Origin of the sequence: Rhodanobacter sp. K2T2, assembly GCF_013408815.1 — a bacterium.
GTDB lineage: Bacteria > Pseudomonadota > Gammaproteobacteria > Xanthomonadales > Rhodanobacteraceae > Rhodanobacter.
Genome location: NZ_JACCCA010000008.1, coordinates 1 through 23,634, shown reverse-complemented (window position 1 = coordinate 23,634; position 23,634 = coordinate 1). Strand labels below are relative to the sequence as shown.

Sequence of the window (23,634 nt, the reverse complement as noted above, 5' to 3'; positions counted from 1 at the left end):
GAACCGCTGGAATCACGTCACGCTCCGCACCTGGCGGCTTCCTTGCGCATGGGCCAGCGCACGCCGCTGGCGGCGCGCTTCCATCCAGTCGGAGAAGCGCTCCATATGCAGGTAGATCACCGGCGTGGTGTACAGCGTCACCAGCTGCGACAGCAGCAGGCCGCCGACGATCGACACGCCGAGCGGGCGACGCAGCTCCGAGCCGATGCCGTTGCCCAGCGCCAGCGGCAATGCGCCAAGCATGGCCGCGGCGGTGGTCATCATGATCGGGCGGAAGCGCAGCAGGCAGGCCCGGCGGATCGCCTCGCGCGCGTTGAGCCCGGTACGTTTCGCCTCGATGGCGAAGTCGATCATCATGATCGCGTTCTTCTTGACGATGCCGATCAGCAGCACGATGCCGACGATGCCGTCGACCGACAGGCTCATGCCGCAGATGATCAGCGCGAGCAAGGCACCGACACCGGCCGGCGGCAGCGTCGAGATGATCGTCAGCGGATGGATATAGCTCTCGTACAGCACGCCCAGCACGATGTAGATCACGATGATCGCCGCGAGCAGCAGCAGCACCTCATCACCCAGGCTGTTGGAGAACTCGGCCGCCTTGCCGATGAACTGGCCGCGCACCTGCGCCGGAAATTTCAGCTGCTTTTCCACCTCGTGAATCGCGTCGACGCCCTGCGACAACGAATAGCCCGGCGCCAGATTGAACGACACCGTCACCGCCGGCAGCTGCTGCGAATGGCTTACTACCAGCGGCGCCGTGGTGACCTCGGAGCTGGCCAGCGAGGCGATCGGGATGATGCTGCCGGTACCGATGATCACGCCGGTATTGGCCACCGCGATACCGGTACTGGTGGACGAATTGCTCGACGCCGCCTGGCCGAAGCTGGTGGCATTGCTGCCGGTCAGCGCGCCGTTGCCGTTGCTCTTCACCGCCAGCTGGTTGAGCAGCGCCGTGCTGTTGCGGAACTGCGGCGCCACTTCCAGCACCACGCGGTACTGGTTGAGCTGGGTGAAGATGGTCGAAATCTGGCGCTGGCCGAACGAGTCGTACAGCGTGTCGTCGATGGTCTGCACCGGCACACCGAGGCGGCTGGCCTTGTCGCGATCGATGGTCAGCTTGAGCGCCGTACCCTGGTCGGCCAGGTTGTTGTCGACGTCGGCCAGCTCGGGCCGCTTGCGCAGCGCCTGGGTCATCTGGTTCGCGTAACCGGACAGCTCGGTCGAGTTCACGTCCGATAGCGAGTACTGGTATTCGGTCGCCGACACCTGGCTGTCCAGGGTCACGTCCTGCACCGGTTTCAGATACAGCGCCACGCCGGGAATATTGGCCGCGGCGTTCTGCAGGTCGGCGACGACGGTGTCGAGATTGGCGCGATCGCCGCGATCCTTCAGCACGATGCTGAGCTGGCCTTGGTTCAAGGTCGGGTTGACCGAACCGGCACCGATAAAGGCCGCCACGCCGGCCACGCCATCGACCTTGCGCAGCGCATTGGCAACCGCCTGCGTGCGCTGTTCCATCTGCGGGAACGCCACGTTCTGATCGGCCTGCACCACGCCGGTGATCATGCCGGTGTCCTGCTCTGGCAGCAGGCCCTTCGGGATGATGATGTACAAAATAATGGTGATGAACACGGTGATGCCGGCCACCACCATCGTCAGGCGCTGGTGGTCGAGCACCCAGTCGAGCGAACGCTCGTAGCCGCCGACGATGCGCGTCCACAGGTTCTTGGTGCCCGCCGCCGCGTGACGCTCGTGCACGTCGTCGCTGTCGGGCAGCTCGTCGGCCTTCAGCAGGTACGCGCACATCATCGGCGTCAGCGTCAACGACACCAGCATCGAGATGACCACCGCAATGGTCAGTACCCAGGCGAATTCGTGGAACAGGCGACCGGTAACACCGGGCATCAGCAACAGCGGCAGAAACACCGCCACCAGCGACACGGTCAGCGACAGCACGGTGAAGCCGATTTCCCTGGCGCCGACCTCGGCCGCCTCCTTGCCGTCCATGCCCTGCTCGATATAGCGCACGATGTTCTCGATCATCACGATCGCATCGTCCACCACGAAGCCGGTGGCGACCGCCAATGCCATCAGGGAAAGGTTATCCAGCGACATGCCGGTAAACGACATCACCGCAAAGGTACCCAGCAGCGACAGCGGCACCGCCACCGACGGAATCACCGTGGCCCACAGCCGGCGCAGGAAAACGAAGATCACCGCCACCACCAGGGCGATGGTGATCAGCAAGGTCATCTCCACGTCGTGCACCGAAGCGCGGATGGTCACGGTGCGATCGGCGAACACGTCCAGATGCACGTCGGCCGGCAGCACGGCCTGCAGCTGCGGCAGAATCTGCCGGATCGACTGCACCGTCTGCACGATATTGGCGCCCGGCTGACGGCGGATATCCAGCAGCACGGCGGACTTGCCGTTGGCCCACGCGGCAAGCTGATCGTTCTCTACGCCATCGACCACGCTGGCCACGTCGGACAAGCGCACCGGCGCATTGTTGCTGTAGCTGATGATGGTGTTCTTGTACTCGTCCGCAGTGGCCAGCTGGTCGTTGGTACCGATGCTGTAACTCTGCGTGGCGCCATTGAGCGTGCCCTTGGGGGCATTGACGTTGGCCTGGGTGAGCGAGTTGCGCACGTCCTCCATGGTCAGACCGAGGTTGGCCAGCTGCGCCGGATTCACCTGCACGCGTACGGCCGGGCGCACGTTGCCCGCGATCGAAACCAGGCCCACGCCCTGCACCTGCGACAGCTTCTGCGCCAGAATCGAATCGGCATAATTGTTGACGTCGCGCAGCGGCAGCGTGTCCGAGGTCAGCTGCAGCGTGAGGATGGGCGCATCGGCCGGATTGACGCGGTTGTACACCGGCGGATACGGCAAGGTGCTGGGCAGCGTGCCGCGCGCCTGATTGAGCTCCGACTGCACGTCCTGCGCGGCGATATCGATATCGCGATCCATATCGAACTGCAGCACGATCGTCGACAGGCCGGCCGACGAGTCGGAGGTCATCATCGACAGGCCGGAGATCTGGCCGAGATTGCGCTCCAGCGGCGTGGTTACCAGCGACGCCATGGTCGCCGCGCTGGCGCCCGGGTACTGCGTGGTGACGACCAGGCTGGGCGCCTCGATCTCGGGCAGCGCCGACACCGGCAGCTCGCGGTAACCAAGGATGCCGAGCAGCAGCACCGCCACCATCAGCAGCGAGGTGGCGATCGGTCGGCGGATGAAGAGGGTGGAGAATCCCATGAGGCGTCGGACCGTTGGCAGTTAAGAGCGGGGACGCGCGCAGCGCGAACGCCGCAGGCGGCCCGAAGGGCGAGCGGCAACGCCGCGAGTAACGGGGAACGGGGAACCACCCAAAGCGGTTCCCGCGCTCAACTCAACCTCACCCACCACGACGACCACCGCCCTGCTTGGCCTTCTGCATCTCGGCCGCGGTCGGTGCGGCCGGCACTTCGCCGGGCTTGAGCGCCTGCACCTTGCTGCCGGGCTTGAGCCGGAACTGGCCTTCGGTCACCACCTGATCGCCAACGGCCAGACCCTTGCTGATCATGACGTTGCTGGCGCCCACTTCGTTCGCCACGGTGACCGGCTGCATCTTGACCGTTTTGTCGGCCTGCAGCTGATACACGTAGTCGCCGTCCGGGCCGCGCTGCACGGCCTGCGCCGGAATCACCAGACCGTTGGCCGTGGTGCTCACCTTCAGCTGCACGTTGACGAACTGGCCGGGCCACAGGTTGCTGTCCAGATTCGGAAACTGCGCGCGCAGCTTGAACGTGCCGGTGGTGGTGTTGATCTGGTTGTCGATCACCTGCAGCACGCCGCCGCTGGCCAGCGGATGCGCGTCGGTCTTGTCCAGCGCCGCCACCGCGAGCTGGGCACCACCCTTGACCGCATTGCGCACCGTTTCCAGATTCTGTTCCGGCAGGTAGAAGATAACGTAGATCGGATGGATCTGGGTCAGCGTGACGATGGCGGTGGTGGTGGTCACCACGTTGCCCGGATCGATGCTGCGGATGCCGGTAACGCAATCGCAGGGCGAAATGATCTTGGTGTAGTCGAGCTGCACCTTGGCCGATTTCACCGCGGCGGCGTCGGAGGCCACGGTGGCCGCATCCGAGGCGACGGTATTGCGGTAGGTGTCCATGTCGAGCGCTGCCACGTAGCCTTGCCCGACCAGCGCCTGGTTGCGCTTGAACGTGCTCTGCGCGGTACCCAGCAGGGCTTCGTCCTGCTTCTGTTTGGCCACGGCCTGGTCGTAGTTGGCCTGGTAGGTGCGCGGATCGATCTGCGCCAGCACGTCGCCCTTCTTCACCGACTGACCTTCGGTAAAGTTGATCGTCATCATCTCGCCGCCGACCTGCGGATTGATCGTCACGGTGTTGAGCGCCTGCACGGTGCCCAGGCCGGTGAGATAGATCGGCACGGCCTGGCTGACCACTGGCTGCACGGTGACCGGCACCGGCGCGGCATCTTTTTCGCCCTGGGCATCCTGGCCCTTGGCCGCGGAAGCATCCGCGCCAGCGCCGCGGCGATGATGGCCACCGGCCGTCTCCGCCGGTTTGTGCAACAGCCGAAAGCCCACTAACGCCACCACGATCACAGCTATGACGATCAGGGCGATCTTCCAAAAACGCGACATGTGAAACTCCTGGACTTGAAACAACGCGGCAACGTGATCCACAAGGCAAAAGCCATGCACCGGTTGGCACGCATGGCGTATTTATCGGAGCTATTCGGGTCTCCCCCGGCCGGCACGACGACCGGCGGCTCCACTGGGACGAAATGATAGGTGCAGTGCAGCGGGCTTGAACAATGCCAGTTGACAGGGGTCGGCCATGACCGATGGCAGGGGCGGCTTCTTGCAGACCTCTTTTCGGCGGCTTCGTTCACGCTGCGCGCTCGGTCCCGAAAAATCGTTCCTTGGGCGTGATTCGCGCCGTGGATGCAGATGCGCCGGGCGGGCTTCGCTTATAACGGGCTTCGTCTATAATCCTGCGCTGGTTGCCTTTGAGCGAGCATGGCAACCGCGCGCAATAGCCAGCGCTGCAGCTGCCCCAGTGCAGGTCTGGCCAGACCACCGGTGCAACAGAACAGCCATCAGGTAAGCCGGAACAGCCGCACTGGCTCACCGCCCTGCCTACTGAAAGGAGTACGTGCGTGAGCGGTTCCATGAGCAATTCCGACAAGGCCACCATCCGTCAGCTGGTCATCATGGTGGGCGGCCTGGTCGTGCTGACCCTGGTCCTGATGTTCGCCGGCTACGAGATCTACGACCACGCACCGAAAGAAACCAACCCCAACGCCTCCGCGGCCGTGGCCGATCGCATCGCGCCCGCCGGCGCCGTCTATGCCGGCAATACCGGCCGCGCCGCGATGCAGGCGGCGGCCGATGCGGCGGCCAAGGCCGCGGCTTCGCAGGTGGCCTACGGCGGCACCACCGACGGCAAGACCATCTTCGACAACCTGTGCACCAGCTGCCACACCGCCGGTGTCGCCGGCGCGCCCAAGGTCGGCAACAAGGCCATGTGGGCGCCCCGCATCGCCGAGGGCCTGGACACGCTGGTCAAGCATGCCATCGAGGGCTATCACGGCCCGGACGGCAACTACATGCCGGCCAAGGGTGGCAACCCCGCGCTGACCGACGCGCAGGTCAAGGCAGCGGTCACCTGGATCGTCGATCAGGCCAAGTAAGCCGAATTACCAAGCCGCCCCCATCGCACCTACAGACGCCGCCTTCGGGCGGCGTTGCTGTATGTGCGTCGGGCACCGCATCGCGGAAACTGTCATCGGCATCTGCTAGCGTCGGTGCCCGGCTTCGGTCGCACGCATCGCCACCCTCTACTGGAATACTGCATGTCGTCTCGTCTGGTCGCTCTCGCTGTTCTTGCCTTGCTCGCCGGTTGCGCCAGCCAATCCACCAAGCTGCCCGACGGCGTGCGGGCCAAGGTGGCGATTCTGGAAACCACCGACGTGCACTCCAACGTGCTGAGCTACGACTATTACAAGCTCAAGCCGGACAGCACACTGGGCTACGAGCGCACCGCCACACTGATCCGCCGCGCCCGCGCGGAATTTCCCAACACCTTCCTGTTCGACAGTGGCGACACCATCCAGGGCAGCGTGCTGGCCGACTATCAGGCGCTGGTCAAACCGATCGCCTGCGATCAGGAGCTGGCGATCTACCGTGCGATGGACACGATCGGCTACGACGGCGGCACGGCCGGCAACCACGAGTTCAACTACGGCCTGGGCTTTCTCTCGCAGGCCACCGGCACGCCGATGAACGTCGACGGCGGCCGCACCGATCGCTGCGCCGGCCCGCATTTTCCGCTGGTGCTGGCGAACGTCGACAGCGCGCGCGACGGCCAGCCCATCTTCAAACCGTGGACGGTGGTGACGAAAACCATCGAAGCCACCACAGCCGACGGCAAGACGATCCGCGTGCCGCTGAAAATCGGCATCATTGGTTTCACCCCGCCGCCGATCATGCAGTGGGACAAGCAGAATCTGGCTGGCAAGGTCACCGTCACCGGCGTGGTCGAGGCGGCGCAAAAATACCTGCCCCAGCTGCAGGCGCAGCATCCCGACCTGATCGTGGCCATCCTGCACGGCGGCCTCGACACCGCGCCGTACACGCCGGCGATGGAAAACGGCGGCTGGTACCTGGCCGGCGTGCCGGGCATCGACGCGCTGCTGCTCGGCCACGCGCACACCGAATTCCCCGGCCCACACTACGCCGACATGAAAGATGTCGATGCGCAGCGCGGCTTCGTGCGCGGCGTGCCGGCCGTGATGGGCGGCTTCTTCGGCAAGGACCTGGGCGTGATCGAGCTGGCGCTCGATCGGCAGCAGGGCCGCTGGGTAATCGATCGCAGCGGCTCGCACAGCGAAGTGCGGCCGATCTGCGTTGCCGCCCCCGGTGCCAGCAAGTCGGCCAAGCCCGAGTGCGTGCCGGCCGATCCGCAGATCGCGCCGCTGCTCGATCAGACCCAGGCGGCCGCCATCGCCTACGTCAACACGCCGATCGGCGAAAGCCGCGTGCGCCTCAGCAGCTACTTTGCCGACGAAGGCAATATGACCGCGCTGGCCGTGGTCAACGCCGCGCAGGCCGACTACGTGAGGCGCGAGCTGCCGCGCACGCATCCCGAGCTGCGCGACGTGCCGGTGCTGTCCAGCGCCGCGGCCTTCCGCACCGGCTTTGGTGGCCCCGACGATTACACCGACGTCGCCGCCGGCTCGCTGACGCTGCGCAGGGCGGCCGATTTGTACTTCTATCCCAACACGCTGGCTGCCGTAAAAACCGACGGCGCCGGCCTCAAGGCGTGGCTGGAGAAATCGGCCGAGCGCTTCAATCTGATCGACCCAAACAAGACCATCGAACAGCCGCTGATCAACGACAAATACCCCGGTTTCAACGTCGACCAGATCCAGGGCGGCATCCACTACGTCATCGACGTGTCGAAGCCCGTCGGCCAGCGCATCACCGCGCTGACCTATCACGGCAAGCCGGTAACGCCGGAACAGCCCTTCGTCGTGGTCACCAACAACTACCGCGCCAGCGGTGGCGGCCACTTCCCCGGCCTCGACGGCAGCAGCATCGTGCTGGCCGCGCCGGACGGCACACGCGAAATTCTGGCCGACTGGTTGAAGCAGAAAAAGCGGATCGATGCGAGCGATCTCGAAGCGAGGTCGTGGCAGTTTGCGCCAATCAAAACCCGCGGCCCGATTGTCTTCACCGGCGCCAGCGGCAAGCAGGATGTGGCGAACGCGGCCGGGCTGACCAACATCCGCCTATCCCAAGACCACGGCGACGGCACGGCTACCTACACGATCGACTTGTCGAAAAGGTGATCGACGGATAGCGTGGGCGACATATCGCCTACGGTTGTTCGGCATGGGTTTCATCGGCCGCGGGGCACCGATGGCATTCGCTGAAGGCAACTCACCCCTTCGATCAACCACAACGTTAAGGCACCGATGATCGCGTTGGAAATCCAGGCCCTGTCGGAACGACGCGAAAACCTGCTGATCGAGATCGGTCGCGTCGTCCTCTCACAGGGGTTCACCCTGCAGCGTCAGCGCCTGGCTGATGACCAGCACGGCGTGCTGCTGACGATGGTAGTGCGCGGACCGGAGCGTAAGCAGCGCGCGCTGGCAGCGGCGATGGATGCGCAGGAGCGCATCATCAGCTATCAGATATCGGCGTTCGAAGAAGGTGTGCAGAAGCCGCACTTCGCCGCCTCGCGCCGCATCGCGTATCAGCCCGGCGCCCCGGCTACCGAGCCGCCTGTCGAACCCACGGTTGTCGAAGCGCCCGCGCCTGCTTTGGAGACGATCGACGCAGCCGAAGAGTCCCAAGTCGTCACCGCCGTCGAGCTACCGACCGAACCAGACTATGCGCAGGTGATGGCGGCTGATGTCCCGTTTGCCCTTGTATCGGCACCAGCGCCAGCGCCCACGGCACCTCCGATCGAGCCCTTCATCGAAATGATCCCGCTCGGCCCCGACGTCACGTCCGTCGACCAGATGCTCCCCAAGTTACTGAGCGACTACCCGGATATTTTCCCCCGTCTGCAGAAGCTGGAAGATTCGGTAGCCGAAGCCGCCCGTGCGTCATCGCTGCAGCTGGCGGGCCAGCGCCTGGGCGCGTCGATATTCGAACACGACCACGGCTCGAGCCGCGGGCTCGGATTGCTGGAGGCGATCGAGCGCGTCGGCATGCCGTCGCTCGGCCTGCTGGTCGAAGTCGATCAACAGGCCGAGCAGCTGCATATCCATCACAGCCCGATCTGCAGCGAGAGCGGTCAATCCGGCTGCGTGTTTTTAAGCGGCTTTCTGGAAGGTCTGCTGACGCCGGCTGTGCAGTCGCACCAGATCTCGATATTTTCTGTCTGCTGCCGCAGCTTTGGCGCGGGCGAGTGCATTCTGGCGATCTCGGATTGATCCGAGTTTTTGCGTGGATACGTCGCCCGTGGCGAGCCATCCGATACCATGCCACGCGTTTTTTCGTGCCTGAGCCCACGCTCTAAGACAAAACTAAGAAAACGGTGGTCGCGCTACACGCGGCTGCCGCAGAACTGTCATATGGCCTGATCACGCTAGCGGACTATTCCCACTACCGTGCAGGTTCGTATGCCAAGTCGATTCAGCGCTCTGCCGCACCGCTCCCGCTCGTTGGCGCTGCGCCCTTTGATCCGCAGTCTGCGCCAGAGCATGGCACCCCTGGGCTGGATTTTTGTGACGGGGCTGTCGCTGAGCGGCAACGTGTTTGCCACAGATGCGGCACCGAATGCGACGGCGCCGGCGGATGTCACCGCCCTGCCCGTCACGCCGCCCAAGCAGCTCGAAGAAGTGGAAGTGCGCGGCAACACCAGCACCTCTGCGCTGACCCAGGCGCCAACGCAGGCGGACCTGACCATTACCCAGCCGCAGTCGATCATCGGCCTGGACTGGATCAGCAACCACGTCTCGCCGACCGCCGACTACGCCACCATCGCCGCCATCGCGCCGGGCGTCACCAACGTCAGCCCGGCGGGCCCGGGCCTGGGCGAGTCGAAGCAGATGACCTTGCGCGGCTTTAATGACAACAGCTACAACGTGACCTACGACGGCATCCCGTTCGGCGACACCAACGACTTCAGCCATCACACCAGCAGCTATTTCCCGGCCAAGATGATCGGCCAGGTGCTGATCGATCGCGGCCCCGGCAACGCCAGCACGATCGGCGAGGCGACCTTCGGCGGCACGGTGGCACTGAGCTCGAAGGATGCGCGCGACACGTTCTCGTTCATACCCTCGCAGACCTACGGCAGCTACGGCACCTCGCTCACGCATCTGGAGCTCAACTCGGGCACCTTCGACAACGGCGGCAAGCTGATCGCCAGCGCGCAGTACCTCACCACCGATACGGCCAAGACGGACAGCGACTCCTCGCGCAAGACCGGCTACGTGAAGTACGTGCAGCCCGTCGGCGACAGCACCGAGATCACCTTTCTCAGCAACTACAACTACATCCGCTTCAACAATCCCAACCTCAGCTCGCTGACCCTGCAGCAGATCGCCACGCTCGGCCGCAACTTCGGTTTGAACAACGACCCCAAGAGCACCAACTGCGCCTGCTACAACTACCAGACCAAGGAAACCGATCTGGAATACATCGGCGTGCACAGCCGCCTGCCGGACAATTGGGAGCTTGACGACAAGCTCTATACCTACGCCTATAGCAACACCAGCCACGAAAGCCCGTACGTCGGCACCAAGACCTCGCCGACGGATATCGGCGGCTACATCAAGATCAACAAATACCGTGCCTTCGGCGATACGTTCGAGCTGACCCATACCGACGACTACGGCCAGTTCCGTACCGGCGGCTGGTACGAGTTCACCAGCAACGACCGCAGCAGCATCGCGATCGACTACAACCGCGGCGGCGCCATCGACGTCAAGCCGGGCCAGCCGATCTACGGCTCGTTCAACGCCAAGGGCGTGTACAGCGGACCGTTCAAGTACACCATGAACGATCGCATGCGCACGACCCAGCTCTACGCCGAATACGAGTGGCACGCCGCCGACAAGCTGACCATTACGCCCGGCGTGAAGGACGTCGACTTCAAGCGCTATATCGACGCACCGATCAACCAGACCACCAAGACACCGCTGTACTACGACCAGACCTCGCAGAAGACGTTGGGCTTTCTTACCGCCAACTATCTGCTGCGCGACGACTGGAGCATCTATGGCACCGTGGCGCAGGGCTTTCTGGCACCCAACCTCGACGAGTTCTACGTGAGCAATCCGGGCCAGAACAAGATCAAGCCGGAGGAAACCAAGAACTACCAGTTCGGCACGGTGTACAAGACCGATCGCTTCAACGCCGACGCGGACGTCTATTTCATCAACTTCCAGAACTACGCGTTTTCCACCACCATTCCCGGCACCACCGATCCGCTGAACTACGAGGCCAAGGGCGCGTATATCAAGGGCGTCGAGGCCGAGGCCACGTATTACCTCGGCGCCGGCACCAGCGCCTTCATCAACGGCTCGGCGCAGGACGCCACGTTCAAGGGCTCGAAGCTCGACGTGCCCAATGTGCCCAACCGCACTGCGGCGATCGGCCTGCTCTATGAAGACCAGGGCTTTTCCGCGTCGCTGTACGACAAGTTTTCCGGCCGCCAGACTGCCTACAACAGCACGTTCAATCCGGACATCGCCAGCACGGCCACCTCGACCATCCACAGCGGCGGCTTTTGGCAGGCGGCGGCCAGCATCGGCTATGGCCAGAACCTCAACGGCCCGGTGTTCAAGAGCTACAAAGTGCGGTTGGAAGTGGACAACCTGTTCGCCAGTCAGAACCTGGTGATTAACTCGGTCAGCGGCAACACCGGCTCGTATTACGTACTACCGGGCCGCAGCTGGTTCGCGTCCGTGTCGTTCGGACTCTGATCGAGGGGTAAGCGCACATCGCCTCTAAGTCGTTTGAAAGCGATCGGCGCAATACTGTGCGCTTGTCCCATGCCGCTCCGACAGACCATGCGGAGCGACAACCGGAGGAGCGCACGTTGCACATCATTCTCGTGGAAGACGACGCACCGCTCGGCGCCGCGATTCAGCGCGCGCTGGAACGTCTGTCCTATACGGTGACATGGCTGCACGACGGTCGCGCGGCGCTGGCCGCGCTGCGCGATGAAACCGCCGACCTCATGCTGCTGGACCTCGGCCTGCCGGGCAAGGATGGTCTGGACGTGCTGATCGAAGCCAGACGCAACAACATCAAGACGCCGGTGCTGGTGATGACCGCGCGCGATACGCTGGAAGCGCGCGTGGCCGGCCTCGACGCCGGCGCCGACGATTATCTGGTCAAGCCCTTCCATCTCGACGAGCTGGGCGCGCGCATCCGTTCGCTGACCCGACGCGTGCAGGGTCTGGCCGCCAATCGCATCGAGGCAGGCGCGCTCAGCCTCGACCTGGGCACCTCCGAAGTGACCTTTCGCGGCGAGCGTGTCGAGCTGACCCGACGCGAGTTTTCGCTGCTGCAGACGCTGATGGAGCGCGCCGGTCGACTGGTTCGGCGCGAAAGCCTGGAGAACTCGCTGTACGGGCTGGACAACGCCGTGGGCAGCAGCGCGCTGGAAGTGCTTGTGCACGCGCTGCGGCGCAAGCTGAGCTTCGAGACGATCCAGAACGTTCGTGGCTTCGGCTACATGATTCCGCGAGAACCGCAATGACGCCGACCAGCCTGCGTGCGCGGCTGCGCTGGTTGATCGTGATCGTGCTGGTCGTGGTGCTGGTGCCGCTGGGTGTGCTGAGCTTTCAGCGCACCATCCGAGAAGTCGATGAGCTGATGGACGGCCGGCTGGCCGAATCCGCGCGCACGCTCGAAGTACTGATCGGGCACGCCGGCATCGACTCGCTGCGTGGTACCGACGGCCACAGCGATCTGGTGCCCGTACCGAACGAAGCCGCCATTAAGCTGGCGCGCAGCAAACACTCCTACACCTACGAGGCCGAGGTCGGCTTTCAGGTGTTCGATCGTCTGGAGCGTCCCACGCTGGCCACCGCCAACGTGGTGAGCCTGCCCGCGCCCAGGCTGGGCGACGCGGACTTTCAGGACCTGCGCATCGGTGACTACCTCTGGCGCGTCTATACGCTGCGCGATGCGGCCGAGGGCGTGGTGATCCGCACCGCCGAACGCTACGACAGCCGCAACGGCATTCTCCGCGCGCTCTGGCTCGACCACGGCGTGCCGCTGCTGCTGGGACTGCCGCTGCTGGCCTTGCTGGTCGGCTGGGCGGTGACGCGCGGCCTGCGCCCGTTGGCGACGCTGGCGCAGGCGCTGTCGGCGCGCGAGCCGGGCAGCCGCCAGCCGATTCATCTGAATCAAGCACCGCAGGAACTGCAGCCGGTGCTGGCCGCGCTCAACGCCCAACTCGAACGTCAGGAAGATGCGCTCGAGCGCGAGCGGCGCTTCAGCGCGGACGTGGCGCACGAGCTGCGCACACCGCTGGCCTCGATCATGATCAATCTCGAGAGCGCGCTGGCCACCCACGATTTGAAAGAGGCGCAGGACAGTCTCGGCGGCGCGCAGCACAGCGTGGTCGCACTGGCGCGGCGGATCGAACAGCTGCTCGCCCTGGCGCGACTCGAAGCCGGCGTCGCCGCGCGCCAGCACACGACAATCGATCTGGTCGAGGTCGCCAGCGATGTGATCGAAGAGCTGACCACCATCATCGCCGAAAGTGGTGTGCAGCTCGACTTCATGCGGCTCCATCCACACGTCGTCGTGCAAGGTTACGAGGCCGCGCTGGCCGCCCTGCTGCGCAACCTGATCGAAAACGCCTTGCGCCACGTGCCGCAGGGTGGCCAGGTGCAGTTGGTCATCGGGCAGACGGAGAAGGAAGCCACGATCGACGTCATCGACGACGGCCCGGGCATTCCCGTCGAACAGCGCGCCGCCGTGTTCGCACGTTTTCATCGCGAAAAATCCAGCCGCGGCGAAGGCTACGGTCTGGGCCTTTCGATCGTGCAGCGCGCGGCCGAGCTGCACAACGCGTCGATCGAACTGCTCGATTCGCCGTTCGGCACCGGCCTGCGCGTGCGGGTCGCCATGCCACTGGCCGACTAACCGGGCAGCTCTGCAAGACGCCGCCCCGTCAGCTGATCGAACCGATCAGTGTCGACCGACTACCAGCACCGTAAAGCTGCCGGGTACGACAGATGGACGTCCATTCGCCTGCTTGGTAGCTCCGAACTTTGCCGCCGACAGATACAGCCGGTGCGACGACGGATCGAGCGCCAGCGTACGCGCGCTGACCTGAGTCGCGATGGTGTCTTTTACCGTGTAGTGATCCGCATCGTCTTCGTGGATCGCGGTGATCGTGCCGCTTTCGCCGTTGGAGCTGTAGACCATCGAGGCCGCATCGTCGAACACCACCGCATCGGGGCCGTCGCCGATCGGCAGCGTGGCGACGAGATGCCCGTTATCCGCATCGACCACGGCCATTTTCTGGTTGTCGCACACCGAGAACAGGCGATGATGCTGGCGATCGATCGCCAGACCGCTGGGCGATTCGCACGGTGCCAGCGACCAGGTGTTCAGCACGGTGTTCTTGGCCGAATCGATTTCAACCAGTTCGGATTTGTCTTCGATATTCACGTACACGTGGCCCGCGCCATCGGACACCGCAAACTCCGGCTTGCCCGGCAGCGCAATGGTGGCGATCACCGCATTGGTTGCCGGGTCGATCACGCTGGCGCTGCTGCTTTTGCCGTTGAGCGTCAGCACATGATGGGACGCCGTGTCGTAGACGATGGCGTCGGGGTTCAGGCCGGTGCCCTTGATCACTGCGACGGTCTTCAGCGTATCCAGATCGAACGCGGTGACCGTGGCTGCCTTTCCGTCGCTGGTGAAGCCGCGCTTGAGATCCTGCGCCACGGCGATGCCGTGCACGCCCTGGGTATCAGCAATGGTTCCAACCTGCCTGTCCTTTACGGCATCGATCACCAGCACGCGATCGCCGCGGCTGACGAACAGGTGATGGCGCGGCGCGTCGAAGCTGAGGTAATCCCAGCCGCCGTCACCGCCGAGATCCATGCGCGAGATCACCTGGTAGCCGCTGCCGGCATGTCCGGCGTCGGCTGCGATGGACGGAGCGGCGATTGACAGGGCGAGCGCCGCAGGCAGAACGTGGCGGAAAAGTTTGTGCATGAGACGGTCCTGACGAATGAGGGAGAGATCGATCGCGTGTCAGCATGAAAGCATCCCCTTACTGCCACCTTAGTGACAGCGCGCAAGATCCTGCCCCGCCGCCCTTTATCCATTAAGTCAAAGTGTCACGCTCCACAAAGTTCCTACTAAGCCGTGCCAGCTAACGTAGGGCGCCACATCAGCATGGCCGGAGCGCAGCTTGTCGCGATCAGTACTCAAGCAGACCGATGACGCGCTGCCGATATTTTCGGCTGCGCGGTCGCGCGCCCTGATCATCGGACTATGCTGGATCGGTAGCAGCATGCTCGGAGGATGCGCCACTTACCGCCCTGCGCCGCTGCCGACCGCTGTTGAACTGCCACATGACGTGGCGCGGTTGCAGGGCGCACCGAGCGATGGGCGCGTGCTCGATCTGCCGACGATCGAACGTCTCGTACTACTCAATAATCCCGACCTGCGCTCGGCGCGCGCTCAGCACGACGCGGCGCAGGCGCAAATGCTGCAAGCCGGGCTGCTGCCCAACCCGGCGATCAACGGCAGCATCGGCTATCTGATCTCCGGCGTAGGCGATGCCACCGCGTGGACGGCAGGCTTCAGCGAAGACATCCGCGCGCTGATCACCCTGTCGCCGCGACGGCAGGCGGCGAAAGCTGCCGCCGCGCAGATCGACGCCAGCCTGCTGTGGCAGGAATGGCAGACGATCGGCAAGGTGCGGCTGCTCGTGGTCGATCTGGTCGAGGGCGAGCGCCTACGCGCGCTGCAGAGCCACACGCTGGAGCAGCTGGCGCAGCGCAACCGGCAGCTGCGGCAAAGCGTCAATCAGGGTAATACCGACCTTACCGCTGCGGCACCGGATTTCGTCGCCGCGGCGGACGCGCAAACTGCCTATGACGATCTGCAGCGTCGCCTGCTCAGCCAGCATCACGATCTGGCCGCGCTACTTGGCCTGGCGGCCGATACCGCGATTGCGCTGCCGGCCGCGCTGGAAATCCCCGCGGCGGACGACGCGCGCATTCGGGCCAGCGCGCGGGACATCGAACGACGGCGTCCCGACCTCGTCGCGCTGCAGCTGGGCTATCAGGCACAGGAAGCGACGCTGCGCGCCGCCGTGCTGGCGCAGTTTCCGATGTTCTCGCTGGGCTACGCCGCATCGCAGGACAACAGCCGCGTGCGCAACGGCGGGCCGTCCATCACCTTCGACCTGCCGATCTTCGACCGCAACCAGGGCACTATCGCGATCGCCAAAGCGACCCGGCAGCAGTTGCGCGACGAATACGCCGCGCGGCTGTCGTCGGCGCACGGCGACATCGATGCACTGCTAACCGAACAGGCGCTGGCGCGTGCGCAGCTGGCCGACCTATTGCCAACCTTGCCCGCGGCCGTGCATGACGCCGATCAGGCAACCACCGCGCAGCAGCAGGGGCTGATCGGTCTGCGCACCTACGTCGATCTGCTGGTCGCCGCGCAAAGCCGCCAGGCCGCGGCCATCACCCTGCAGCAAACCGTGCTGGAGCAGCAGGTGGCGATGGATACGCTGCTCGGCACCGGCATGCCCGATTCCCTTCCCCAGGATGTCATTGCGCCATGAACACGCGTCTATGCCGATGCATTTTTGCGCTCGTCGCCCTGTCCTTGGCTGGCTGCGGGGGCAGCGCCGCCGATTCGGACGCCGGCGGCAGTGACAAGGTCAGCGCCGCCGTCATCACGCAGGCCGTGCATCAAGGCAGCCTGCCCGACGTCGTCAGCGCCTACGGCACGGCGGCACCCGCGATCGATGCGGCCTCGACGCTGAGCATTCAGGCCGAAGGGGCGGTGACACAGTTCGACGTCACGGCCGGCACCGCCGTGCACCGCGGCCAGCGCCTACTCACCTTCACGCTGTCGCCAACGGCAGCGGCGGCTTACCAGCAGGCGCGTACGGCGTTGAACGTAGCGCAGGCTGCACGCGAACACACTGCGCAACTGCTGGCCCACCAGCTCGCCACGCGCGACCAGCTGGCGCAAGCCGACAAGGCGGCGAGCGATGCGCGCTCGGCACTCGATGCGCTGCGTAAACAGCAGGGCGACGGCCGCACCATGGAACTGCTGGCGCCGGTCGACGGTATCGTCAGCAGTATCGCCGCGACCCGTGGTGACACCCTGCAGCCGGGCGCAGCACTGCTGTCGCTGGCGCGTGGCGGCGGCGTCTTGGTGAGCGTCGGCCTCGAGATGGATCCGCAGCATGCACCCGTGCCCGGCGACAAGGTCACGCTGGTGCCGCTGGGCGCCGGTGCGCCGGTGACCGGTGTGGTAAAGCGCGTGGCCGGCATGCTCGACCCGCACACGCATCTGCAGAACGCCGACATCGCGCCCGACAGTCCGGTGATCGCCGGCATGGGCTATCGCGCCGACATCACCGTCGGCCAGTGGCATGGCTGGTTGATACCGCGCGATGCGCTGGTCGAGGACGGTACGGCGTGGCAAGTGTTTCAGGTCGCTGGCGGCAAGGCGGTCAAGGTGCCGGTCACCCTCGTTGGCGAGTCCGATACGGTGTCGGTGGTCAGCGGCACGCTGGATGCACAACGCCCGCTCGTCGTCGTCGGCAATACCCAGCTCGAGGACGGCATGGCGGTCCGTACGGCGGAGCCGGTGAAGTGAGCGAGCCGATATCAAGGCGCCCCGACTGGCTCGCGCGTCACGGCAGAACGCTGATCATCGTGGCGCTGGCGCTGATGCTGGCCGGGTTGTTCAGCGCGCTGTCGTTGCCGGTCGGCCTGTTTCCGCAAGTGTCGTTTCCGCGCGTGGTGGTCGATCTGGATGCCGGCGATCGACCGGCCGATCAGACCGCGCTTTTGGTGACACGCCCTGTCGAAGAAGCGATCCGCACCGTGCCAGGCGTGGTGAGCCTGCGCTCGGACACCACGCGCGGATCGGCCCAGGTGTCGATCGATTTTGGCTGGGGCCGCGACATGACCTCGTCGACCCTACTGGTGGACGCGGCGATCGCGCGCGTGCTGCCCACCTTGCCTGTGGGCAGCACGTACGGCGTACGTCGGATGGACCCGACCGTGTTTCCGATCATCTCGTACGCCCTGCGCTCCGACACGCTGTCGCCAGTCGCGCTGCGCGACCTCGCGCAGTATCAGATCGTGCCGCTGTTGGCCGCCGTGCCCGGGCTCTCGCACGTCGACGTGCAGGGCGGCGAGACGGCCGAGATCGAAGTGGAGGCCGATCCGCAGAAGCTGGCCCTGCACGGCCTGGCGCTGAGTGACCTGGTGACCGCGCTGTCCGGCGCCAATGCGCGGCAAGCGGTCGGCCGCGTGCAGGATCACAACAAGCTGTATCTCGTCGTCGCCGATCATTCGCTCAAAGGGATCGATGCGCTGCGCAACGTCGTGGTGAAAAGCGATGCGACCGGCTGGCTCAAACTCGCCGATGTGGCGACGGTGCGCAACGGCTACCTGCCGCAGTGGATCAAGGTCGCCGAGGACGGCAAGCCGGCGGTGCTGTTCAACGTCTACGAGCAGCCGGACGGCAACGCCGTGCAGATCGCGCAGGCGGTACGCGACAAGCTGTCCGGCTTCGCGCTGCCGCGCGGCGTGACGATTCGCAACTGGTACGACCAGAGCGAGCTGGTCACCGAGTCGGCCAACAGCGTGCGCGATGCGGTGATCATCGGCCTGGTGCTGGCCGCGATCGTGATGCTGCTGTTTCTGCGCAACCTGCGCGTGACCCTGATCACCGTCATCGTGGTGCCGGCGACGCTGGCGGTGACGGTGCTGCTGCTGAGCGTGCTGGGGCTGAGCTTCAACATCATGACGCTGGGCGGCATCGCAGCCGCCGTGGGCCTGGTGATCGACGATGTGATCGTGATGATCGAACACATCGCGCGCCGCGCCGGCGCCGCGCCCACCCAGGCGCACGGCGCGGTCGGCGCCGATGCGGTGCTGCCGGCGGCGCGCGAATTCATGGCGCCGCTGTCGGGATCGAGTCTCGCCACGCTGATCGTGTTTATTCCGCTGGGTTTCCTCGACGGCGTGACCGGCGCGTTTTCGAAGGCGCTGTCGATCACCATGGCCAGCGCGCTGATCGTGTCCTGGCTGGTGACCGCGCTGGTGGTGCCGCTGCTGGCGCGCCAGCTGATCAACTTTCAGCGCTGGCAGGACCCCGGCAGCAACCCGCGCGGCTGGCTGCGGCGCGCGCATGGGCCGCTCTACGACGGGCTGACGCGGCGGCCGTGGCTGCTGGCCGTGGTGCTGGTGCCGCTGCTGGTGCTCGGCTACGTCGCCTACACCAAGGTCGCCACCGGCTTCATGCCGACGGTCGACGAAAGCGGTTTCGTCATGGACTACTACACCGCGCCCGGCACATCGCTGCCGGAAACCTCGCGGCAGGTCGGCCAGATCGAGGCCATTCTCAGAGCCCAACCCGAGGTCGACACGTTTTCGCGCCGGCTCGGCACCGGCCTCGGCGGCGATCTCGGACAGTCCTATCACGGCGATTTTTTCGTCAAGCTGAAGCCCGATCACGCGCGCGCCACCGAGGAGGTGATGAGCGCGGTACGCACCCGTATCGAAAGCGAAGTGCCCGGCGTGGAGATCGAACTGGCGCAGCTGATGGAAGATCTCATCGGCGATCTCACGGCCGTGCCGCAGCCGATCGAGATAAAACTCTACGGCACCAACCCCGGTGAGCTGGACGATCAGGCCGACAAGGTCGCCAAGGCGATCGGAAAAATCGACGGCGTGGTCGAGATCAAAAGCGGCGTGCAGCTCGCCGGCGATGCGCTCAACGTGAACATCGATGCAGCGCGTGCCGCGTTCGAAGGCATGACCGTCGACGCCATCACGCAGGCCGTCGATCAGGCCGTTTCCGGCACGGTCGCCACGCAGCTGCCGCAGCTGACCAAAAGCGTGGGCGTGCGCGTGTGGATTCCCGGCGCGATGCAGCTGAAGATTCCGCAGCTCGCGCGTCTGCCGATACGCGCGCCGGACGGCCACGTGTTTCCACTCGGGCGCGTGGCCACGCTGGAGCCGGTCAGCGGACAACCGCAGATCTCGCGCGAGGATCTGCAGCCGATGGTCGCCGTGACGGCGCGCATCGAAGGTCGTGGCATCGGCGCGGCGGTGGCCGATGTCAAAGCGCTGCTGGCCAAACCCGGCATGCTGGATGCGGGCGTGCGCTACGAGCTGGGTGGCCTTTACCAGCAGCAGCAGATCGCCTTCGTCGGTTTGAGCAAGGTCTTCGCTGCCGCACTGGTGGCCGAATTCATCCTGCTGATGTTTTTGTACCAGCGGCTGTGGCTGGCGCTGATCGTGCTGAGCTGCTCGCTGTTCTCCACCACGGCAGTTTTCATTGCGCTATGGCTGAGTGGCGTCGATCTCAACATCACGGCCATGATGGGCATGACCATGATCATCGGCATCGGCACCGAGATGGCGATTTTCTATGTCTCCGAGTACGTGAGCTTGGCGGACATCGTGGAGCCGCGGATGGCCCTGCGTCAGGCCAGCGTCGACCGCCTGCGGCCGATCACCATGACCACGCTGGCCGCGATCCTCACCCTGTTGCCGCTGGCGCTCGCGATCGGCCAGGGCTCAGGCCTGCAGCAACCGCTGGCGATCGCGATCATCGCCGGACTGATGCTGCAGTATCCGATGGTGCTGCTGGTGATGCCGATGCTGATCGGGTTTACGTTGAAACGCCGCGACTGATAACCATCACGACGGCCCCGAGCTGCGCGCAGGCCGGGGCCGTCGCGTGTCGAAGTGCCGATAATCAAAAAATGGATCGCGCGTTTCAACGGTGCCAAAACGAATCCACGGCGATACACGGGGTCGCCAGATAATCCTGCATTACATCTGACCATGTTTTCCGATCGGCGAATGAGCATTAGTCGACCCTTCGATCGGGCTGCATTCTTCGCCCCTGATCAAATGGCCTTAACCGATACTCTGCAATTTTGCCCGAAGTGCGATGCAGCTATGGAAATCTGCCATTTTCCGCGATATTCCAGTCCGAAAACCTCGGGTGATATCGGCATCGGCACCAGCGCAAACCTTTGCGCTCCAGTTCTTGCGAATACTTAGTTTTCGCTTAGTTTAAATGATTATTTTTGTATTTGAAAAATAATATCGATAATCCATTTTCGGTTATAAAAATGTCACGGTTTATGAATAGAAATAGATGGTCATTAACGACCCTATTTTCTGGATAATCATGAAGCGGATCAGTCGCACGACTCTTTTCACGAGCACTCAGCTTGCCCTTTGTCTGATAGCCAACCTGCCGTTTGCCAGCTACGCCAGCGATGCCACGCCAACAGCCGCTATCCCGGCGACAGCGACGAATGACGCCAGCGCAGACTCTTCCAAGAAGGTGAAGAATCTCGACGCGGTGAAGGTGACCGGTGCCGCCATCACAGTCGACAAGATCGCGCCGACCCAGGGTTCGATGATGGCGATCCAGCCGCAGTCGATCATCGGTGAGCAGTACCTACGCGAAAACGTGGCGCCGACCGGTGATTACACCGACGCCATCTCCATCGCGCCGAGCATCTCCACCGTCGCGCCGAACGGTCCGGGCCTGATGGAGGCGCAGAGCGTCACCATGCGCGGCTTCCAGGACGGCGAGTACAACGTCACCTTCGACGGCATTCCGTGGGGCGATTCGAACGACTTCACCCATCACTCGACCTCGTACTTCACCACCCAGGACACCGGCAGCATCGTGGTCGATCGTGGCCCGGGCACCGCGAGCACGCTGGGCAACGCCACGTTCGGGGGCACCATTGCGGTGGGCTCACGCACGCCGTCGGATACCGCGGGTATCGAGCCCTATCTGAGTTTCGGCAGCTTCGGCACCTGGGTCGAGGGCGCTCAGCTCCATACCGGTGCGATCCAGCAGACCGGCGGCACCACAGCGCTGATCAACCTGGAGAACGCCCGGTCGGATGGCTACCTGACGTACGCCGGGCAGCGCCGGCAGAACGTTTTCGCCAAGATCGTGCAGCCGATCGGCGACAACACCACGCTGACGTTTGTCGGCATGTACAACAACATCCACCAGAACGTGCCGCTGGGCGCGACGCGCGCCCAGATCGAGGCATACGGCCCGAACTATGGCTTGAACAACGATCCGTACAGCCAGGACTACTACGGCTACAACATCGACAATATCGACACCTATATGAGCTACGTCGGCCTGCACTCGGCGTTCGACGGCTGGACGATCGATAACAAGGCCTACACCTATTCGTACAACCACTTCGGCTGGAACGGCGAGGACCCGAATGGCGAAACGCCGAACGGCACCATCTACAGCCCGCTCGACGTGCCGGCCCAGGCGCTGCGCAATACCTACACGTCGTACGGCGACATTTTCCGCCTGGGCAAGGAACTGGGCCCCGGCGAGCTGCGCACCGGTTTCTGGTACGACCACCAGCGCAACCTGCGCACGCTCTATGAGGTGGACGCCAATCTCAACTACGCCTACAACGCGCCGACCCAGCTGGCCGCCACCGATCGCGACATGCGCGATACGCTGACCACCTTTCAGCCGTATCTCGAATACAACTGGAACATCACCGACCGGCTGTCCCTGACCGGCGGCGTGAAAGATGCCGACTTCAAGCGCGACATCAATGCCGTGGTGAATCAGAAAACCGGCGAGCCCCTGGTGTATTCCAAAGATTACAGCAAGGTGCTGCCGTCACTGGCGCTGCACTGGCAGCTGAGCGACAGCTGGACCGCCTATGCACAGCTCGCCAAGGGATTCCTGGCGCCCAACCTCAACACCTTCTACACCAGCGCACCGCAGGACAATACGGTCAAACCGCAGCAGACCATCAACAAGCAGATCGGTACGACATGGTCCGACGGTCGCCTCACGCTGTCGGCGGACGGCTACTACATCAACTTCAACAACAAGATCGAAAGCCGCACGGTCGGCGCCATCACCACCTTCTACAACGCCGGCGGAGCGGTCTACAAAGGGCTGGAGGGAGAGGCGACCTATCTGCTGGCTGACGGCTTCAGCGTGTATGCCAACGGCTCGCTCAATCGTGCCATCGACAACGCCACCAACCAGTGGCTGCCCAACGCGCCCAGCAAGACCGCCGCGCTGGGTGTGATCTACAGCAGCGGACCGCTGTATGCCTCGCTGATCGACAAATTCGTCGGTCACCGCTATGGCGATACCGGTCTGCAGCAGCCGTTCGGCGGCTACGCCACCACCAACTTTGCCACCAGCTATACGTTTGCCGAAGGTTTCGGAGCGCTCAAGAGCGTCAAGATCGGCGTGCAGGTCAACAATGTCTTCGACAACAAGAGCGTCTACTACCTTTCCGGCTACACCGCCCAGGACAACACGCCGCTGTATTTCACGATACCGGCGCGCAGCTACGAGCTGACGTTTTCGGCGAAGCTTTGATGGATGGCAAAAAGATTGCGTCGTTCGTTGCGGTAACGCAGCAAAATTACAGATGTAACATCCGTGCCTTTCACCGGGCCAGCACTTGTGGCACACGAGAAGAGTAGCCAATGCCACTTACTGAGGCGAGACAGCCTCTCATCCAATCGAAAGTGGCTCTCATCGAGTGGGCACAACGACTGCACCGCATTTGCCCAAGTGCTTTTTAATTATCGAATTAGTTGAGCTACGGCCTGGCGCGCTGACAGACCGTTTGCGAAAAGTCCATTATTGGCCAAGATCCATCCTGCGTCGGCTTTAACCCAAATGCGAAGAGAAACTGGATAGACTTGAAGCAAGTCACAGGGGAGATCAGGGATGAATCGTTTAACGTCTTGGCTTTTTCTCGCTGTTCTGTCTTGCACAGCACGACGTCCCCCCGCCTTGAGTAGCGGGTCTGTTTGGAGTCCGGTGTTACTTTAACTGCTTGGCGTAGGCGGCGGGTGTCAGTCCGCCCAGCGCCT

Annotated in this window: 13 protein-coding genes; 10 read left to right on the top strand and 3 right to left on the bottom strand. The window is 64.0% G+C overall.

What is annotated here, in order from left to right; genetic code table 11:
- Nucleotides 1-12: 12 nt before the first annotated feature.
- Both HDE78_RS13660 and HDE78_RS13655 read right to left on the bottom strand, forming a co-directional pair.
- Nucleotides 13-3,261: an efflux RND transporter permease subunit gene (locus HDE78_RS13660; protein ID WP_179480415.1), complete on the bottom strand. Its 3,249-nt coding sequence runs from the start codon at nt 3,259-3,261 to the stop codon at nt 13-15.
- A 139-nt stretch (nt 3,262-3,400) separates the two neighbouring features.
- Entirely contained in the window at nt 3,401-4,657 is a 1,257-nt protein-coding gene (locus tag HDE78_RS13655) for an efflux RND transporter periplasmic adaptor subunit (protein WP_179480413.1), read from the bottom strand.
- Between the two features lie 530 nt (nt 4,658-5,187).
- On the opposite strand from HDE78_RS13655, the gene HDE78_RS13650 reads away from it, so the two are divergent.
- The 6 genes from HDE78_RS13650 to HDE78_RS13625 all read left to right on the top strand — a co-directional run bounded on the left by HDE78_RS13650 (nt 5,188) and on the right by HDE78_RS13625 (nt 13,639).
- A complete protein-coding gene (locus HDE78_RS13650; protein WP_179480744.1) occupies nt 5,188-5,709 on the top strand; it encodes a c-type cytochrome in 522 nt (173 codons plus the stop codon).
- A gap of 162 nt (nt 5,710-5,871) precedes the next feature.
- A complete protein-coding gene (locus HDE78_RS13645; RefSeq protein ID WP_179480411.1) occupies nt 5,872-7,869 on the top strand; it encodes a bifunctional 2',3'-cyclic-nucleotide 2'-phosphodiesterase/3'-nucleotidase in 1,998 nt (665 codons plus the stop codon).
- Between the two features lie 126 nt (nt 7,870-7,995).
- Nucleotides 7,996-8,961, top strand: a complete 966-nt coding sequence (locus HDE78_RS13640; RefSeq protein ID WP_179480409.1) for a hypothetical protein — start codon at nt 7,996-7,998, stop codon at nt 8,959-8,961.
- Nucleotides 8,962-9,231: 270 nt separating this feature from the next.
- Nucleotides 9,232-11,460: a TonB-dependent receptor gene (locus HDE78_RS13635; protein ID WP_179480406.1), complete on the top strand. Its 2,229-nt coding sequence runs from the start codon at nt 9,232-9,234 to the stop codon at nt 11,458-11,460.
- A gap of 116 nt (nt 11,461-11,576) precedes the next feature.
- On the top strand, nt 11,577-12,242 hold the full coding sequence (locus HDE78_RS13630) for a response regulator (protein WP_179480405.1): 666 nt from the start codon (nt 11,577-11,579) through the stop codon (nt 12,240-12,242).
- On the top strand, nt 12,239-13,639 hold the full coding sequence (locus HDE78_RS13625; protein ID WP_179480403.1) for an ATP-binding protein: 1,401 nt from the start codon (nt 12,239-12,241) through the stop codon (nt 13,637-13,639). The genes HDE78_RS13630 and HDE78_RS13625 overlap by 4 nt, the downstream gene beginning before the upstream one ends.
- 45 nt (nt 13,640-13,684) lie before the next feature.
- Here HDE78_RS13625 and HDE78_RS13620 read toward each other — a convergent pair whose 3' ends face one another.
- Complete coding sequence (locus tag HDE78_RS13620) at nt 13,685-14,722, bottom strand: YncE family protein (RefSeq protein WP_179480401.1); 1,038 nt, start codon at nt 14,720-14,722, stop codon at nt 13,685-13,687.
- A gap of 199 nt (nt 14,723-14,921) precedes the next feature.
- Here HDE78_RS13620 and HDE78_RS13615 point away from each other — a divergent pair, with 199 nt between their 5' ends.
- The 4 genes from HDE78_RS13615 to HDE78_RS13600 all read left to right on the top strand — a co-directional run bounded on the left by HDE78_RS13615 (nt 14,922) and on the right by HDE78_RS13600 (nt 23,131).
- Nucleotides 14,922-16,310: a TolC family protein gene (locus tag HDE78_RS13615; protein ID WP_179480399.1), complete on the top strand. Its 1,389-nt coding sequence runs from the start codon at nt 14,922-14,924 to the stop codon at nt 16,308-16,310.
- Entirely contained in the window at nt 16,307-17,359 is a 1,053-nt protein-coding gene (locus HDE78_RS13610) for an efflux RND transporter periplasmic adaptor subunit (protein WP_179480397.1), read from the top strand. Before HDE78_RS13615 ends, HDE78_RS13610 begins: the two co-directional genes overlap by 4 nt.
- Nucleotides 17,356-20,415 (top strand): efflux RND transporter permease subunit, encoded by a 3,060-nt coding sequence (locus tag HDE78_RS13605; RefSeq protein WP_345776067.1) that lies wholly within the window; start codon nt 17,356-17,358, stop codon nt 20,413-20,415. Before HDE78_RS13610 ends, HDE78_RS13605 begins: the two co-directional genes overlap by 4 nt.
- Before the next feature lie 505 nt (nt 20,416-20,920).
- Nucleotides 20,921-23,131 (top strand): TonB-dependent receptor, encoded by a 2,211-nt coding sequence (locus HDE78_RS13600; protein ID WP_179480394.1) that lies wholly within the window; start codon nt 20,921-20,923, stop codon nt 23,129-23,131.
- Nucleotides 23,132-23,634 lie beyond the last annotated feature (503 nt).